Raw genomic sequence first — 17310 nt, 5'->3', positions numbered from 1 at the left:
TTTCGAGGAATTTTTATCGAGTCTGGTCGGGCGGTGGATCGGCGAACAATCCGTGGTCGTTCGACAATGTCGAAATGACCGAATTGAGACGAGTGTGATGATGCTGCGCGGCTCGCAGCAGGCCCGCGGAATCGCCGGCCAGAAAGGCCGTGAGCATATCCGCGTGATCGCTGTGCAGTGATGCTCTGTCCGATCCGGCCACATGGACCATCGGTTGAATGGGTTCGGTTATGTTCCAAGCAGATTCGAGCATGTGAAGCAACCGATGCATGCGGCAGGGGCGAGTCAGGGACAGGTGGAATTCACGCGAGAGACGGTGGTATTCACGCGAGTCGTCCTGGGTGAGCGAGGCCTCGAGCAGGCGATTGACCTCGATGAGGTGGGCGCGGTCGTCCTCGGTGGCGAGATCCACCGCCACCGGAAGGGCCGCGGTCTCCAGAACCTCTCGTACGATGTACATTTCGCGGAGCTCTGCCGCGGTCAACTGAGCCACCGTGTAACCGAGGTTCGGTCGATGATCGACCAATCCCTCACCGATGAGGGTTTTGAGGGATTCGCGCACCGGGATTCTGCTCACCCCGAAAAGCTCCGCTACTTCGTTGAGTGGAATCGGAGTATTCGGTGGTGCATCGCCGGCGAGAATTACTCGGCGTAGCTCTCGCAGAATTGTCGGCTGTGGACCACCCGGCGTCGTTATCGACAATTGCGAGAGAAATATCGACCGGCGACGGGGTGGCACGAACCGAAGGTTAGCGGCGCAGTGTTTCGACGGCGTGACGTTCTCGTTCCATACCGATAGCATCGGCACCCATGGCCACGGACCCCCTCGGTACGCAGTACTGGCCGGACGTCGATGGGTCCAGGACCCTCGTGGTGCCGGTCGGCTCGATCGAGCAACACGGACCGCACCTGCCGCTCGATACCGACACCCGGATCGCCACCGCCGTTGCGTACACCATCGACAACGCAATCGTTGCTCCCGCGATCGCGTACGGGTCCAGTGGCGAGCACGAGGGATTTCCCGGCACCGTGTCGATCGGCGCTGCAGCACTCGAGACGGTGCTGGTGGAATACGGGCGCTCCGCGTGCCGGTGGGCCGAGCGGGTGGTGTTCGTCAACGGGCACGGCGGCAACGGGCCCACCCTGCGATCTGCAGTATTGCTGCTGCGCTACGAGGGGCGTGACGTCGTCTGGTTCCCGTGCGCGGTGCCCGGAGCAGATGCTCACGCTGGGCGCACCGAAACGTCGATGCTGCTGCACCTTTCGCCCGAGGTAGTGGACATGAGCAAGGCGGAGGTGGGCAATGTGACCGACATCGCCGCCCTACTTCCTGCGCTGCGCGCCGACGGCGTCGCATCGATCGCTGCAAACGGTGTGCTCGGCGATCCCTCCGGGGCCGATCCGGAGGAGGGGCGTCGAGCGTTCGACCTACTTCGAGCCCGCGCCGGCGATGCGGTGCGGAGATGGAGTCCCTCCGAGCATGGAGTGATCGCGTGACCGACCTGGGTGAAACGCCTGTTCAGCGTCCCGCTGTCGATTCCGAAGAAACGGGCAGCAGGTATGTTCCGTCCGATTTTGCGGGTGGCCGACACACCAGAGGCTTGTCCGCTTACGATCTCCTGATGGGTGAAGGTCGGTTGCCTGATGGCTTCGGGGTGAGAGTCGATCCACGCGTACGCACATTCTCCGAAGGACGCGTCCTGATCGGTGGTTCGCCGACACGGATGCTCACACTCGCACCGACGGCGGCCGCGATGATCGGCGACGGTTTCATCGAAGTGACCGACTCGCAGTCCGCGCTCGTCGCACGCAAACTTCTCGACTCGGGAGTCGGCAACCCGCGCCCGATGTCGATCCCGTCGCCGTCCGACGTCACCGTCGTCGTTCCCCTCAAGAACAACGAGGCCGGGCTCGAGCGTCTGATCACGGCGTTGCACGGGCTGCATGTGATCATCGTCGACGACGGGTCCGACATCCCGGTCGCAGTGCCGCGGATGGCGTGCAGTGTGGGCAGTGTGACGGTGCTCCGGCACGAGCGCTCACGCGGACCGGCTGCGGCGCGAAATACTGGATTACGCTGCGCTACAACTGATTTTGTCGCCTTTCTGGATTCGGACGTCGTGCCGCGCAAGGGCTGGCTCGAGGTGATGCTCGGTCATTTCTCGGATCCTGCTGTGGCATTGGTGGCACCCCGCATCGTCGCGCTCGAGCCCGAAGGCAGTGCGCTGGCCCGATACGAGCACGCACGCTCGTCGCTCGATCTCGGTCGCAGAGAAGCCGCAGTGCGGGCCGGGAGCTCGGTGTCCTACGTACCCAGCGCCGCGATGTTGCTGCGCCGGTCCGTGGCGATGGACTGCGAGGGATTCGACGAGTCGATGCACGTGGCCGAGGATGTGGACTTGTGCTGGCGGCTGCAGGAGGCAGGATGGCGGTTGCGCTACGAGCCCGTCGCCCACGTTGCTCACGAGCACCGCGTCACGTTCGTCGAATGGTTCGCTCGCAAGTTGTTCTACGGGACCGGTGCCACTCCGTTGTCCGCTCGTCATCCGGGAATGGTGCCGCCGATTGCGATGTCTCCGTGGACGCTCATCGCGTGCCTGCTCGCTGCGAGCCTGACGCGAATCGGACTCGTCGGCGCAGCTGCGACACTCGGCGTGACGGTTGTTCGACTTCGCAAGATGTTCGTCGGCTTGGACCAGCCCACTCGCATCGCGGCGATTCTTGCCGCGGAAGGTTTTGTGGCGGGGTTGTGGCAACTGGCGTCGGCCTTGTGCCGACATTATTGGCCGATTACCCTTCTCGCCGTATTGCTGTCCAGTCGAATTCGAAAGATCGCGCTCGGATTGGCTGTGGCAGAAGCATTCTCGGATTGGAGTAAGCACCGCGAGCTCGGCGGTCTCGATCCGGTGCGCTATGCCTTCTTCAAACGAGCCGACGATATTGCCTACGGTGCGGGGTTGTGGAAAGGCGCTCTGTCGGCCCGAAGCATCGATGCGCTCAAGCCACGCTTGGACGGCTGACGCGGTGCGAGCCCGGCCCGATCCGTCGATGGTGTGAACCGGACCGAGTACGCGGACGTCATCGTCGTCGGCGGTGGCTCCTGCGGCTGTGTCGTCGCCTCTCGATCGAGCGAGAATCCCGATCGATCGGTGTTGTTGCTCGAAGCCGGACCCACGTTCTCGGCTGTCGCCGAAGTCCCGGCCGACCTGACCGACGCATCGATGCTTCCCATCGGACCCGGCAGCGAATGGGTGGGAACGTATTCGGCCGAACTCACCTCCGGCGTCGGCCGAACAATTGCTCGAGGTCGGGTTCTGGGCGGCTCGGGCGCAGTGAACGGTGGCTACTTCGTTCGTGCCACGCCCACGGACTTCGACGGCTGGCCGCAGCCGCTGTGGTCTTTCGAGCAGGTGCTGCCGTTCTACCTCGGCTCCGAAACAGATCTCGATGCCGGTATGCAGAGGCAATGGCACGGATCTCGCGGACCCATGCCGGTCGCGCGCACCCCGGTACACGCTCGACATCCGATCACGACGGCATTCGTCGATTCTGCAGTGAATGCGGGATTTTCGATGCAACAGGACCTGAACTCTCCCGGAGCGTCCGCCGGGGGAGTCGGTGCAGTGCCGTTGAACATCCGCAACGGCACCCGCGTAAGTGCGGCTCTCGCATACCTTTTGCCGATCCTGGATCGTCAGAACCTACGCGTGCAGGGAAATTCGACGGTAACGTCGTTGATGTTCGACGGCAGCAAGGTGATCGGCGTCGAGATCGTCGTCGACGGCGTGCGCAGTATCGTGAGGTCCGACACGGTGATTCTGTCTGCGGGTGCTGTGCACACCCCGGCACTGTTGCTTCGATCGGGTATCGGTCCCGCTGATGATCTTGTCGCGCTGGGCATGTCGGTCGTTGTCGACAGTCCTGGTGTGGGTCGAGGTTTCAGTGACCATCCCGAGGTTGCTGTTCCTGTCGTCGTAAAGAACGAAGTTCCGTCGAAATCGTCTGCGCTGGAAGCAGTTCTACATGCCGGCGCTGTGGAGATCAGGCCGTACACCAGAAAGTTCGACCGGCTGATCTCCGGTCTCGAGCCCGGGCCCCACGTAGTCGGCGTCGGCCTCATGCGATCGACGAGTCGCGGGAGCATTGCGCTGCGCAGTACGGACCCGTTCGAGGCTCCGGACGTGCGGTACCACTATCTCGAATCGGAGGTCGACCGGCGCGCTATGCGCGAGGGCGTCGAACTTGCGCGCGATCTGCTGGCGTCGCCGATCATGTCGGAGACCGTGGATGTGCTAACGATCGAGAATCCCCTCGCGGCGCCCGGCACATCACTGCACCTGTCCGGTAGCGCCAGGATGGGGCCCGAGTCGGATCCGAGTTCGGTACTCGACGATCACTGCCGGGTGCGCGGTGTCGACGGACTCTTTGTCGTCGATACCTCGGCATTCCCGGTGGTGCCCAGCCGTGGGCCACACGCGACGGCCATCATGTTCGCCGAGCGCGCCGCCGATTTGATTGCAGACCACGATCGGCGCGGGGGAGCGTAGCGTTCGTGGTCTGGGGACCGTTCAGGTTCCCCAATAGATGGGTTACTGCCATGTCGGACAAATCGCCTCGCAACACGATGACCAAGAAAACCGGCAAATCTCTCAAGGACAAGCGCGCAGACAAGCGGGCGAAGTCCAGTGGTGACACCAGCAACGACATCATCACCTCGGCCGTCAAGAAGAAGTAGCCTCTCGCGGTCGACGTGACCGGGCCCACCGCTCGCGTCGACCACGGCTGTATCCTTGTTTGTGAGCTGGGTTACAGCAATGTGGACAGGTCACGGAGGAAGCGTCGAATGGCAAGCCGATCGGACAGTGGCGGCAACCCCTGGGTCGCAGTGCGCCCGGGTGAGGACGTCGCCGTTCTGGCGCGCCAAATGTCCAGTGCCCATCAGTCTTTCGTCGACGACATCCGTACGCACGGTTCGACGGTTCGGTCCGTCGTGCTCGATTCGTGGATGCGCAGTCGCACCAAGGGCGTCGATCCCGACGGTGGAAACGACACTCCGATTCTGACCGGGCCGGATCTCGAGCGCTACCGAAACGGTCATCCGATGGCCATCATCCGCCCGGTCATTCGCAAGCTACTGGTCGAGGACGCCTCCGATACGGGATTGCTCGTGGCGATTTCGGATGCGGAGGGACGCCTGCTGTGGGTGGAGGGTGATTCTGCGGCGAAGGATCGGGCGCTCACGATGGACTTCGCCGAAGGCGTCGACTGGAGCGAGGAGAGCAAGGGCACCAATGCTCCCGGTACCGCGCTCGCGGTCGACCACAGTGTGCAGATCTTCGCGTCGGAGCATTTTTCTCGGTCGGTGCACGAGTGGAGCTGCTCGGCGGCACCGGTGCACCACCCCACCAGCGGTCACATTCTGGGAGCCATCGACATCACCGGTGGTCCGCGGGTGGCGGTGCCCGAGGTGCTCTCGCTGGTGCGTGCCACCGTCGCCGCGGCCGAATCCGAGTTGCGTCTGCACCTGATGAACTCGCCGAAATCGTTGGGCGACACGGCTCCTCGTCTCGAAGTTCTCGGATCCGGTCGGCCGGGGGTGGTTCGCGGATCCGGCCGGGTGCCGCTCTCCCAGCGACATGCCGAGATCTTGCTGCTGTTGGGTGAGCATCCTGAAGGGCTCAGCTCGGACCACCTCGCGGTGCTCCTCGACGAGCAGGAACTCGACTCCGTGACCATCCGCGCCGAGATGTCGAGACTGCGCAAGACCTTCGGCACCGCAGGTCTGGCATCGCGGCCCTACCGTCTGGTCGGCGAATTGACCTCCGATGTCGGCGACATTCGGCGCGCCCTCGACCGCGGCGACGTCGACGCTGCTCTACGGATCTACTCCGGCCCGGTGCTCCCGGGGTCGTCCGCGCCCGGAATCGAGAGCATCCGGGAGGAACTGCGGTCTCGTATGCAGGCCGCGCTGCTGCGGCTCGGAGACCCGGTGCTGCTCGCGCAGTGGACCTCGTCGATTCACGGCCGCACGGACGTCATTGCCTGGGAGGCCTACCGGGCCACTCTGAGCAGGGATTCTGCGCTCTACGGTCAGGTGAGCGCGCGCATCGAACTACTCGATCGCGAACTCGGAATCTGACGCACCCGTCGCGCCGAGCCTGTCCGAAATATCGGCAACGTACTTGCAACGTTGCACGGCCTAGTGTCCTGAATCACACACCGCATCAACTGTGAAGCACGTGTCGATCAGGAGGATTATCAATGTCCGTCTACGCCCGTCCAGGTACCGCAGATTCCGTCATGTCGTTCCAGTCGCGCTACGACAACTGGATCGGCGGCGAGTGGGTCCCGCCTGTCAAGGGTCAGTACTTCGAGAACCCGACTCCCGTCACCGGTGAGAACTTCTGCGAGGTCGCCCGCTCCACGTCCGAGGACATCGAACTCGCACTCGACGCAGCACACGCCGCAGCTCCCGCATGGGGCAAGACGTCCGCCGCCGAGCGCGCGGTCATCCTCAACAAGATCGCCGACCGCATCGCCGAGAACCTCGAGTCCATCGCGCTGGCAGAATCCTGGGACAACGGCAAGCCGATCCGCGAAACCCTCAACGCCGATATTCCGTTGGCCATCGATCACTTCCGGTACTTCGCCGGCTGCATTCGCGCGCAGGAGGGCTCGCTCTCCGAAATCGACAGCGACACAGTGGCTTACCACTTCCACGAGCCGCTCGGCGTAGTCGGACAGATCATCCCGTGGAACTTCCCGATCCTCATGGCCGTGTGGAAGCTCGCGCCGGCACTCGCGGCGGGTAATGCCGTGGTGCTCAAGCCCGCCGAGCAGACCCCCGCGTCGATCCTGCACCTGATCTCGATCATCGGTGACCTGCTGCCCCCGGGCGTGATCAACATCGTCAACGGTTTCGGTGTCGAGGCAGGAAAGCCGCTGGCATCGAGCCCGCGTATCTCCAAGATCGCGTTCACCGGCGAGACCACCACCGGCCGCCTGATCATGCAGTACGCCTCGCAGAATCTGATTCCGGTGACACTGGAGCTCGGTGGCAAGAGCCCCAACGTCTTCTTCTCCGACGTGCTGCAGGCCAACGACGACTACCAGGACAAGGCCCTCGAGGGCTTCACGATGTTCGCCCTCAACCAGGGTGAGGTATGCACGTGCCCGTCGCGCTCGCTGATTCAGGCGGACATCTTCGACGAGTTCCTCGCCCTCGCTGCCATCCGGACCAAGGCTGTGCGACAGGGAGATCCGCTCGACACCGAGACCATGATCGGTGCCCAGGCATCGAACGATCAGCTCGAGAAGATTCTCTCGTACATCGAGATCGGCAAGGGCGAAGGCGCACAGGTGGTCACCGGCGGCGAGCGCGCACAGCTCGGCGGCGACCTCAACGGCGGCTACTACATGCAGCCCACCATCTTCACCGGCAAGAACAACATGCGCATCTTCCAGGAGGAGATCTTCGGACCGGTCGTCTCGGTCACGTCGTTCACCGACTACGACAACGCCATCGAGATCGCCAACGACACCCTCTACGGTCTCGGCGCAGGTGTCTGGTCTCGCGACGGCGGCATCGCCTACCGCGCCGGCCGCGACATTCAGGCCGGTCGCGTGTGGACCAACACGTACCACCAGTACCCGGCGCACGCCGCGTTCGGTGGCTACAAGCAGTCCGGTATCGGTCGCGAGAACCACAAGATGATGCTCGATCACTACCAGCAGACCAAGAACCTGTTGGTGAGCTACGCCCAGAAGGCACAGGGCTTCTTCTGATGCTGGACGCTCGGCCGCCTGCGCGGCTGAAGACCACCGTCGAGGCGATGGACTTGCTCCGTCGCCTCGGCGGTATCCACGGGGAACTGATGATGCATCAGTCCGGTGGATGCTGTGACGGATCGTCACCGATGTGTTATCCCGCAGGCGAATTCATCGTCGGTGACCGCGACGTCCTGCTCGGGTTCATCGACCTGAGGCTCGGAGTGGGTGAGGTTGCGACGACTCTGCCCGAGGGTGCCGACGGGGTCGCAGTCTGGATTTCGGGGTCGCAGTTCCAGGCATGGAAACACACCCAGCTGGTTCTCGACGTCGTACCCGGCCGCGGTGGTGGGTTCTCGCTCGAATCCCCGGAAGGGGTTCGGTTCCTGAGCCGAGGCCGCGCGTACACGGCCGAGGAGAACGAGATCCTGGCCGAGCACCCGCCGCTCGTCGGCGTCGACTGGGAAGAAGGTCGACGGCCCGAGGTTCCCGACGAACCTCTGGTGGTCGCCGAGGCTGTCGACGCATGTCCCGTCCCGGGGATGCTCCAAGGCTGAGTGCGCCTGCGCCGCAGTGGCGCGGTTGAATGCCCCAGGCGGCACTCAACCGCACCACTGCGCGGAGCGCATACAGTGCGAACGATGAAGAGCTCATCGAAATCCGACGCGGCCGAGGGCGGCGAAAGCCTGCGCACGGTGGTGATCGCGTTCGTCGCCAATCTCGGCGTCGCGATCGCCAAGACGTTCGCCGCGGTGTTCACCGGATCGGCGTCGATGGTCGCCGAAGCCGCGCACTCGTGGGCCGACACCGGTAACGAGATCTTTCTGCTCGTCGCCAATCGTCGGGGTTCACGCGGGCCGGACGATCGTCGGCCGCTCGGCTACGGACGCGAGACCTACTTCTGGTCGACACTCGCAGCCATCGGGCTCTTCGTCGCCGGTGCCGCGGTATCGGTGTGGCACGGCATCACCTCGTTGCTCGCCGGCGAATCGAGCAGTGAGAACTACCTCGTCGCGTACGTGGTGCTCGCCATCGCATTTCTGCTCGAGGGAGTCTCGTTCCTGCAATCGGTTCGGCAGATTCGCGGTGAAGCAGCCGAATACGACAAGGACTTTCTCGATTACGCACTCGAGACCTCGGACCCGACGCTGCGCGCAGTGTTCGCAGAGGACAGTGCCGCGTTGATCGGCATCGTGATCGCCGGTGCCGGAATCGGATTGCACCAACTGACCGGTAACGCCGCCTTCGACGCCATCGGGTCCATTCTGGTGGGAGTACTGCTCGGAATCGTCGCGTTCGTACTGATCGATCGAAACCGCCGATTCCTCACCGGTGAACCGGGATCGAGAGCATTATGGAATGCGGTGGTGCAGCGAATCGAGCAACTCCCCGAGGTGGCGTCGGTCCGGTTCGTTCGCATCGAGTTCGTCGGTCCCAAACAGATCTACGTGGTGGCGAGTGTCGATCTCGTCGGTGATTTCGCCGAATCACGCATCGCGCACACGCTCCGGCGGCTGGAGCGTGAGTTGGAAACCAACAGAGCTGTGGTGGACGCGGTACTGACAGTCGCCGAACCGGACGAGGGCGACATCGGTGACATCAACGCGGTGGGGCACCAGGCGTAATTCGCCCGTCATTCATCGATGACGCGGCGCTTACATCACGGGCCTATCGTGAACCGATTCGCGCGCCACACGTGTTGTGAATCGTCCCCTCGGGCGTGAACCCGCCCCGAGCGCAACGGCTACGAGAGGCTTGCAATGTCCGTAGTAGACCCCCAGTCGTCTCATCCGAAAACCGGCTCGCACGAGAGCACGCAGTCGCACGTCGAGGGCGGTGACTACCTGGCCAAACGCACCCTGAAGAAGGGGACCGCGGGCTGGGTACTGCTGGCCGGCCTCGGAGTCAGCTACGTGATCTCCGGCGACTACTCGGGGTGGAACCTCGGTCTCGCCGAGGGCGGTTTCGGTGGCCTTCTGATCGCGGCGATCATCATCGCGGGTATGTACCTCGCCATGGTCCTCGGCATGGCAGAGATGTCGTCTGCCCTGCCCGCGGCAGGCGGCGGTTACACCTTCGCCCGCCGGGCCATGGGACCGTGGGGCGGATTCGCCACCGGTACAGCGATTCTCATCGAGTATGCGATCGCGCCTGCCGCGATCGCGACGTTCATCGGTGCCTACGTCGAATCGCTCGGACTGTTCGGGATCACCGACGGGTGGTGGGTCTACCTGGTGGTCTATGCGGTGTTCATCGGAATCCACCTCTCCGGCGCGGGCGAAGCACTCAAGATCATGTTCGTCATCACCGGCATCGCCTTGGTCGGACTCGTCGTGTTCGCCATCGCAGCCATCGGTCAGTTCGACGCGAGCAACCTGACCGACATCGCGCCCACCGACGCTGCCGGGGCCTCGGGATTCCTGCCGTTCGGCTACCTCGGCATCTGGGCGGCCGTGCCGTTCGCCATCTGGTTCTTCCTCGCCATCGAGGGCGTGCCGCTGGCCGCGGAGGAGGCCAAGGATCCGACCAAGAACGTCCCGCGCGGCATCATCGCCGCCATGGGTGTTCTGCTCGTCACCGGTGCTGTCGTCCTGTTCCTGGTGACCGGAGCAGGCGGGGCCGACGCCGTCAAGGAATCGGGAAACCCGTTGGTGGAAGCCCTCGGTGACGGAACGGCGAGCAAGATCGTGAACTACATCGGCCTGGCCGGATTGGTCGCGTCCTTCTTCTCGATCATGTACGCGTACTCGCGCCAGCTCTTTGCGCTCTCTCGCGCGGGATATCTGCCGAAGACACTGTCCATCACCAACTCTCGCAAGGCCCCGACGCTCGCTCTGATCGTGCCCGGCGTCATCGGCTTCCTGCTCTCCCTGACCGGTCAGGGCGGAATGTTGCTCAACATGGCCGTGTTCGGCGCGGCCCTGAGCTACGTTCTGATGATGGTCAGCCACATCGTGCTTCGTCGCAACGAGCCGAACATGGAACGGCCGTACCGAACTCCCGGGGGTGTCGTGACCACCGGATTCGCGTTGATCATCGCGGCACTCGCCGTTGTCGCCACCTTCGTCGTCGATTCCACTGCGGCACTGTGGTGTCTGGCCGTGTTCGTGGCGTTCATGGCGTACTTCGGCATCTACAGCAGGCATCACCTCGTCGCGAATTCGCCGGACGAGGAGTTCGCCGCACTGGCCGAGGCCGAGGCCGAACTGGAATGACGATCTACACCCAACAGGTCTCGGGTACCACCTACACGTTCGACGGTCTGGTGGACCTGATGGCCAAGGCGACCCCGCTGCGGTCGGGTGACGAGTTGGCCGGTTGCGCAGCCGAATCGGATGCCGAACGGGCTGCTGCGCAGTGGGCATTGTCGGAGGTTTCACTCGATGTCTTCCTGCACGATCTGCTCGTTCCGTACGAGAGCGACGAGGTCACTCGGCTCATCATCGATTCCCACGACCGCATCGCATTCGGGGCCGTCTCGCACCTGACCGTAGGAGGTCTACGGGATTGGCTGCTGCAGGTGACCGCAGGGCCCGACGCGGCCGCGACACTGCGATCGGTCGCGGCAGGATTGACGCCCGAGATGGTCGCTGCCGTCAGCAAGATCATGCGAAATCAGGATCTGATCGCAGTGTCTCGGGCGGTGCAGGTGACGTCGGCGTTCCGGACGACGATCGGGCTACCCGGAACCCTCACCACGCGTTTGCAACCCAATCACCCGACCGACGATCCGCGCGGAATTGCGGCGGCCACGCTCGACGGATTGCTGCTCGGATCGGGCGACGCGGTCATCGGGATCAATCCCGCGACCGACTCACCTCAGGCCACAGCCGACCTGCTGCATCTGCTCGACGAGATTCGACAGCGCTTCGAGATTCCCACGCAATCCTGCGTGCTCTCGCACGTGACGACGACGATGGAACTGATCGACAAGGGAGTTCCCGTCGACCTGGTGTTCCAGTCCATCGCAGGCACCGAAGGAGCCAATTCGAGCTTCGGCGTGAACATTCCGCTGCTTCGGCAGGCCAACGAGGCCGGCCGATCGTTGCACCGCGGAACCGTCGGGAACAACGTCATGTATCTCGAAACCGGTCAGGGCTCGGCGCTGTCGGCGGGTGCGCACATCGGCACCGGCGATCGACCGGTCGATCAGCAGACCCTCGAGACACGCGCGTACGCGGTCGCCCGCGATCTCGAGCCGTTGCTGATCAATACCGTCGTCGGGTTCATCGGGCCGGAGTACCTGTACGACGGCAAGCAGATCATCAGGGCCGGACTCGAAGATCACTTCTGCGGCAAGCTGTTGGGGCTGCCGATGGGCGTCGACGTCTGCTACACCAACCATGCCGAGGCCGATCAGGACGACATGGACACGTTGCTCACGCTGCTGGGTGCGGCCGGAGTTGCATTCGTCATCGCGGTGCCGGGAGCCGACGACGTCATGCTCGGATACCAGTCTCTGAGCTTTCACGACGTGCTCTACGTTCGGCAGGTTCTCGGCCTGCGGCCCGCACCGGAGTTCGAGTCGTGGCTCTCGCGTCTGGGCATGGTGGACGCCGACGGTCGAGTTCTGGACGTCGATGCTGCGGGATCACCGTTGCGGGCCCTGATGAGTGCGCGATGACCGACACATCAGGAGCAGTGCCTGCGGAACGACCGGAAACAGCAGGAGTGGAGCCTGCGGAACGACCGGAAACAGAGTTCTGGGGCGAGTTGCGGGCGATGACTCAGGCCCGAATCGGGCTGGGGCGTATCGGTGATTCCTTGCCGACCACCCGGGTGCTGGAGTTTCGCTCGGCGCACGCTGCCGCGAGGGATGCGGTACACATGCCGCTCGATGTCGAGGAATTCGTGAGCCGGGTAGAGCAGGTGGGACTCGGTGCGCCGGCAGTGGTGACGTCGTTGGCGACCAGTCGTGCGGAGTATCTACGACGGCCCGATCTCGGCCGGCAACCCGAGGATCTGTCGGCGGTGCCGCATTCCGAGGACGAGATCGGAATCGTGTTGAGTGACGGGTTGTCCCCCCGCGCACTCGCCGATCACGGTGTGCCGATGCTGGAGGCATTGAAATCCGAACTGGCCGATCGGTATTCGATAGCGGCTCCGGTGATCGCGACCGAGGCGCGGGTGGCGTTGGGCGATCACATCGCCGCGGCGATGGGAGTGCGGACGGTACTGGTTCTGATCGGGGAGCGCCCGGGGTTGTCGGTTGCGGACAGTCTCGGCATCTACCTGACGCATCTGCCGAAGCCGGGCTGCACCGATGCCGACCGCAACTGCATCTCCAATATCCATCCGCCCGAGGGACAGGGATACGCACAGTCGGCGCGAATAGTAGCGGGCCTCCTGGCCGGGGCAAGGAAGCTCGGACGGTCCGGAGTGGCGCTCAAGGACACCTCCCGGGCCGATGTGCTCGAGGCGACCGAGGCCCTCACGCTGGAGTGACATCCCCCTATTCGGGGGTGGCTGCGCGTGACGGCGGTCACTACCGTGGGGGTATGGACAGTTATTCTTCCGGTACGTCGGACACCGCAGTTCTGGACGACACGATCGGCGCGAATCTGGATCGCACTGCGGCGCGGTACTCGGATCGTGATGCATTGATCGATGTTGCCTCCGGGCGACGGTGGACCTATTCGGAGTTCGTCGCCGACGTCGATCTGTTGGCGGCCGGACTACTGGTGGCCGGTGTCGCGGTGGGTGACCGAGTGGGGATGTGGGCACCCAACTGTCCCGAATGGGTCCTGGCGCAGTACGCGACAGCGAAGATCGGGGCGGTGCTGGTCAACATCAACCCTGCGTATCGGTCACACGAGCTGCAATTCGTCCTGAAGCAGGCCGGGGTCTCGGTGTTGTTGTCGGCCAAGGACTTCAAGGGTTCGGACTATGCCGCGATGATCGAGAACGCGCGACCCGAGGTGCCGTCGCTGCGTGAGGTTCTGTTCATCGGCAGCATTCAATGGGAAGCGATGACCGATCGTGGGCACCGTGCTTTGGCGAAGACTCCGAACATGATCACCGACGTGTCCGAACAGCTCCGTGCCGATGACGCGATCAACATTCAATACACCTCGGGGACGACGGGTTTCCCGAAGGGCGCGACGCTGAGTCACCGGAACATCCTCAACAACGGCTTCTTCGTCGGCGAGCTCTGCCACTACACCGCCGAGGACCGAGTGTGTATTCCGGTGCCGTTCTATCACTGCTTCGGCATGGTGATGGGCAATCTCGCGTGTACCTCGCACGGCTCGGCGATGGTGATTCCCGGACTCTCCTTCGATCCGGTCGCGCCACTGACCGCCGTGGAATCGGAGAAATGCACGTCGCTCTACGGCGTCCCGACGATGTTCATCGCCGAACTGGCTCTCGAGAACTTCGAAGACTTCGATCTGAGCAGTCTGCGTACCGGAATCATGGCCGGATCACCGTGCCCCACCGAAGTGATGAAGCAGGTGATCGAGCGCATGGGGATGACGGAGGTGTCGATCTGCTACGGCATGACCGAGACGTCCCCGGTGTCGCTGCAGACTCGAAGCGACGACTCCATCGAACAGCGAGTGTCCACCGTCGGTCGTGTGGGTCCGCATCTCGAAGTGAAGATCGTCGACCCGATGGAGGGCAGCACCTTGCCGCGCGGGGAGGCGGGCGAGCTGTGCACGCGCGGCTACTCGGTGATGCTGGGCTACTGGGAGCAGCCGGAGAAGACCGCCGAAGCCATCGACGCCGAGGGGTGGATGCACACCGGCGACATCGGGGTGATGGACGAAGACGGCTACGTAGCCATCACCGGACGGATCAAGGACATGGTGATTCGCGGCGGTGAGAACATCTATCCCCGCGAAGTCGAAGAGTTTCTGTACACCCATCCCGACATACTCGACGCACAGGTGATCGGTGTTCCCGATCAGAAGTACGGCGAGGAGCTCATGGTGTGGATCAGGATGAGAGACGATGCCGCGCCGCTGGATTCGGACACGTTGCGCGCGTTCTGCGATGGCCGGCTCGCGCACTACAAGATCCCGCGGTACGTGCACGTCGTCGACGAGTTTCCGATGACGGTCACCGGCAAGGTGCGCAAGGTGGAAATGCGGGAACGGTCGCTCGGATTGATCTGACGACGATCACTCGGCTGACATACTCGCATGCATGGACAGTGCGCTGTGGACGCCGACGGATTCCGATCTCGCCGAGGCTCGGGTGACCGAGTTCGCGCGGTTCGTCGAGCAACGTCACGCTCTGACGTTGCCTGACTATCAGGCGCTGTGGCGTTGGTCGACGACCGAGCTGGAACTGTTCTGGCGAGCAGTGTGGGATTTCTTCGAGATCCGCTCGGCCGCCGAGCCGACCGTCGTGCTCGGTGAACGCGGAATGCCAGGTGCGCAGTGGTTTCCGGGAACCGAGCTGAACTACGTGGACCAGGTGATCAGGCATGCTCGCCCCGATCGCGCGGCCATCGTCCATGCTCGCGAGGACGGTTCCGTCCGGACCGTGACATGGGCGGAGATGATCGAGCAGGCGGGCGCGCTCGCGGGGACGCTCACTGACAAGGGGGTTCGGCGCGGCGATCGAGTCGTCGGATATCTGCCGAACATCCCGGAGGCGGTGATCGCTTTTCTGGCGACCGCGAGCCTGGGTGCGGTGTGGTCCGCCTGTGGGCAGGACTATTCGGTCTCGGCAGCTCTCGATCGTCTGGGACAACTCGAACCCACGGCACTGATCACCGCCGCCGGGTACACCTACGGAGGGAAGTTCCGAGACAAGGCCGCCGATGTCGATGCCCTCGTCGGAGGCCTTCCGACTCTGCGGGCAGTGGTGACGATCGGCGAACCGTCGGGAACGGCGCAGAGTTGGTCCGACGCCACCGCCGAGAGCCGGAAACTGGTACCGGTGGCCGTCCCGTTCGATCACCCACTGTGGGTCGTGTTCTCGTCGGGCACCACAGGTCTACCCAAGGGAATCGTGCACGGTCACGGTGGTGTGGTGCTCGAGCACCTCAAATCTGTTGCCCTGCACTCCGATCTGGGTCCCGAGGATGTCTTCTTCTGGTACACCAGCCCGAGCTGGATGATGTGGAACTTCCAGACAGCCGGCCTGCTGACCGGTGCCACCATCGTGTGTGCGGACGGTAATCCGTCGTTCCCCACGCCGGATGCGCTGTGGGACATCGCAGCCAGGCTGGGTGTGACGTACCTCGGTACCAGCCCCGGCTATGTGCTCTCGTGCATCAAGGCCGACACGCATCCCGGTACCGATCACGACCTGTCGGCTCTGCGCGCGGTCGGTATCACCGGGTCTGCGATGCCTGCATCGTCATCGATCTGGTTGTCGGAGAACATCGGTGCGCAGATTCCGGTCTTCTCCATCTCGGGCGGTACCGACGTCGTGTCGGCGTTCGCCGGGGGAGTGCGAACCGCCCCGGTATGGGCCGGAGAGCTCTCCGTGCCGTTCCTCGGCGTTGCGCTCGACGCCTTCGACGAGGACGGCAACTCGGTGCGGGGGTCGGTCGGTGAATTGGTCGTCACCGAGCCCATGCCGTCGATGCCGCTGTACTTCTGGAACGACGCCGACGGAACTCGCTACCGCGACGCTTATTTCGACACCTACCCGAGAATCTGGCGTCACGGCGATTGGATCACCATCACCGATCGCGGCAGCGTTCTCGTGCACGGTCGATCGGATTCGACCCTGAACCGCAATGGTATTCGAATGGGGAGCGCCGACATCTATCAGGCCGTGGAGTCACTGGACCAGATCACCGAGGCACTCGTTCTGGGTATCGAGCTGGCAGACGGTGGTTACTGGATGCCCTTGTTCGTGGTCGTTCCGGACGGTCTCACCGACGAACTGCGCGGACACATCGAATCGATCATCAGAACGCAGGCGTCGCCGCGGCACGTTCCCGACGACGTCATCGAGGTGCCGGCAATCCCGCATACGCGAACCGGGAAGAAGCTGGAGGTGCCGCTCAAGCGACTCTTCCAAGGTGCCACGGCGACAAGCACTCTCGAATCCAGCGCCGTCGACGATCCGGCTGCCTTGGCGTGGTTCGTCGACCGGGCGGCAGAATATCAGCGAGTCCAGCGGGCGAGATAGGCCTTCTCTTCCGGCGCGATGCGGCGCAAGGTCTCGGCACCGACGTCGACCATCGCCATCCGGGTGGTCGCCACCACCGCCGGTGGCGAATCCGGTGCCGCGCCTGCTGCCCGCACCTCGTACCCGATGGTGAAGTCGACGGCTCGCACCTTCTCGAACCACAGTGTGACGTCGAGCGGACCGTCCGAGTGCCGGAGCGGTTTCTTGTATGCGATGGTCACATTCGCGATCAACGCACTCTTGATCAAGCTCTCGTTCGCCTCGCCCTCACTGAGCAGCCACTCGATACGCGCCTCTTCGAGCAAGGTGACCATCCGGGCGTGATTGATGTGCGCAAATGCGTCCATGTCCGACCAGCGCACTGTGACGGTCGCGTGATACCCGACGGGTCCGGTCGGCTCTGTCTGCATCGCGCCAGGCTCTGTTTTCATTGCTAGAGGATGGCATGCG

General features: G+C 63.7%; 15 protein-coding genes. 13 read left to right on the top strand and 2 right to left on the bottom strand.

Going from position 1 to position 17310, the window contains the following annotated elements:
- Positions 1-13 precede the first annotated feature (13 nt).
- Positions 14-739 carry a GntR family transcriptional regulator gene (locus BH93_RS18260; RefSeq protein WP_032404649.1) on the bottom strand — a complete coding sequence of 242 codons (726 nt, stop codon included), beginning with the start codon at positions 737-739 and terminating at the stop codon, positions 14-16.
- 71 nt (positions 740-810) lie between these two features.
- Between BH93_RS18260 and mftE the strand changes: the two genes are divergently transcribed.
- The 13 genes from mftE to BH93_RS18195 all read left to right on the top strand — a co-directional run bounded on the left by mftE (position 811) and on the right by BH93_RS18195 (position 16860).
- Positions 811-1497, top strand: a complete 687-nt coding sequence (gene mftE, locus BH93_RS18255) for a mycofactocin biosynthesis peptidyl-dipeptidase MftE (RefSeq protein ID WP_037176536.1) — start codon at positions 811-813, stop codon at positions 1495-1497.
- Between the two features lie 125 nt (positions 1498-1622).
- The gene (gene mftF / locus BH93_RS18250) at positions 1623-3020 is read left to right on the top strand and encodes a mycofactocin biosynthesis glycosyltransferase MftF (protein ID WP_032405014.1); all 1398 of its coding nucleotides are present in this window, start codon (positions 1623-1625) and stop codon (positions 3018-3020) included.
- Positions 3021-3053: 33 nt separating this feature from the next.
- The gene (gene mftG / locus BH93_RS18245; protein ID WP_037176538.1) at positions 3054-4547 is read left to right on the top strand and encodes a mycofactocin dehydrogenase MftG; all 1494 of its coding nucleotides are present in this window, start codon (positions 3054-3056) and stop codon (positions 4545-4547) included.
- Between the two features lie 50 nt (positions 4548-4597).
- Entirely contained in the window at positions 4598-4735 is a 138-nt protein-coding gene (locus BH93_RS18240; RefSeq protein WP_165712752.1) for a hypothetical protein, read from the top strand.
- A 108-nt stretch (positions 4736-4843) separates the two neighbouring features.
- Positions 4844-6139, top strand: coding sequence for a transcriptional regulator (locus tag BH93_RS18235; RefSeq protein WP_037176540.1), 1296 nt, complete (start codon positions 4844-4846; stop codon positions 6137-6139).
- A gap of 122 nt (positions 6140-6261) precedes the next feature.
- Positions 6262-7785: an acetaldehyde dehydrogenase ExaC gene (gene exaC / locus BH93_RS18230; protein ID WP_032376614.1), complete on the top strand. Its 1524-nt coding sequence runs from the start codon at positions 6262-6264 to the stop codon at positions 7783-7785.
- A complete protein-coding gene (locus BH93_RS18225) occupies positions 7785-8324 on the top strand; it encodes a DUF779 domain-containing protein (RefSeq protein WP_052065657.1) in 540 nt (179 codons plus the stop codon). Before exaC ends, BH93_RS18225 begins: the two co-directional genes overlap by 1 nt.
- Positions 8325-8408: 84 nt before the next feature.
- Positions 8409-9392: a cation diffusion facilitator family transporter gene (locus BH93_RS18220; RefSeq protein WP_032404652.1), complete on the top strand. Its 984-nt coding sequence runs from the start codon at positions 8409-8411 to the stop codon at positions 9390-9392.
- A 135-nt stretch (positions 9393-9527) separates the two neighbouring features.
- On the top strand, positions 9528-10982 hold the full coding sequence (eat, locus tag BH93_RS18215) for an ethanolamine permease (protein ID WP_032376616.1): 1455 nt from the start codon (positions 9528-9530) through the stop codon (positions 10980-10982).
- Positions 10979-12391, top strand: coding sequence for an ethanolamine ammonia-lyase subunit EutB (locus BH93_RS18210; RefSeq protein WP_032404654.1), 1413 nt, complete (start codon positions 10979-10981; stop codon positions 12389-12391). Before eat ends, BH93_RS18210 begins: the two co-directional genes overlap by 4 nt.
- Positions 12392-12489: 98 nt before the next feature.
- A complete protein-coding gene (gene eutC / locus BH93_RS18205) occupies positions 12490-13212 on the top strand; it encodes an ethanolamine ammonia-lyase subunit EutC (protein WP_052065803.1) in 723 nt (240 codons plus the stop codon).
- Between the two features lie 53 nt (positions 13213-13265).
- Complete coding sequence (locus BH93_RS18200; RefSeq protein ID WP_037176544.1) at positions 13266-14882, top strand: AMP-binding protein; 1617 nt, start codon at positions 13266-13268, stop codon at positions 14880-14882.
- Between the two features lie 31 nt (positions 14883-14913).
- A complete protein-coding gene (locus BH93_RS18195; RefSeq protein ID WP_037176546.1) occupies positions 14914-16860 on the top strand; it encodes an acetoacetate--CoA ligase in 1947 nt (648 codons plus the stop codon).
- Here the strand turns inward: BH93_RS18195 and BH93_RS18190 are convergent.
- Positions 16836-17291, bottom strand: coding sequence for an acyl-CoA thioesterase (locus tag BH93_RS18190; protein ID WP_371832072.1), 456 nt, complete (start codon positions 17289-17291; stop codon positions 16836-16838). The genes BH93_RS18195 and BH93_RS18190 overlap by 25 nt on opposite strands.
- Between the last annotated feature and the right edge of the window lie 19 nt (positions 17292-17310).

Source organism: Rhodococcoides fascians A25f (assembly GCF_000760935.2).
In the GTDB taxonomy this organism is placed as follows: Bacteria; Actinomycetota; Actinomycetes; order Mycobacteriales; family Mycobacteriaceae; genus Rhodococcoides.
Note: the sequence above shows the minus strand (reverse complement) of the source record. Positions and strands in the feature narration are given on the sequence as shown.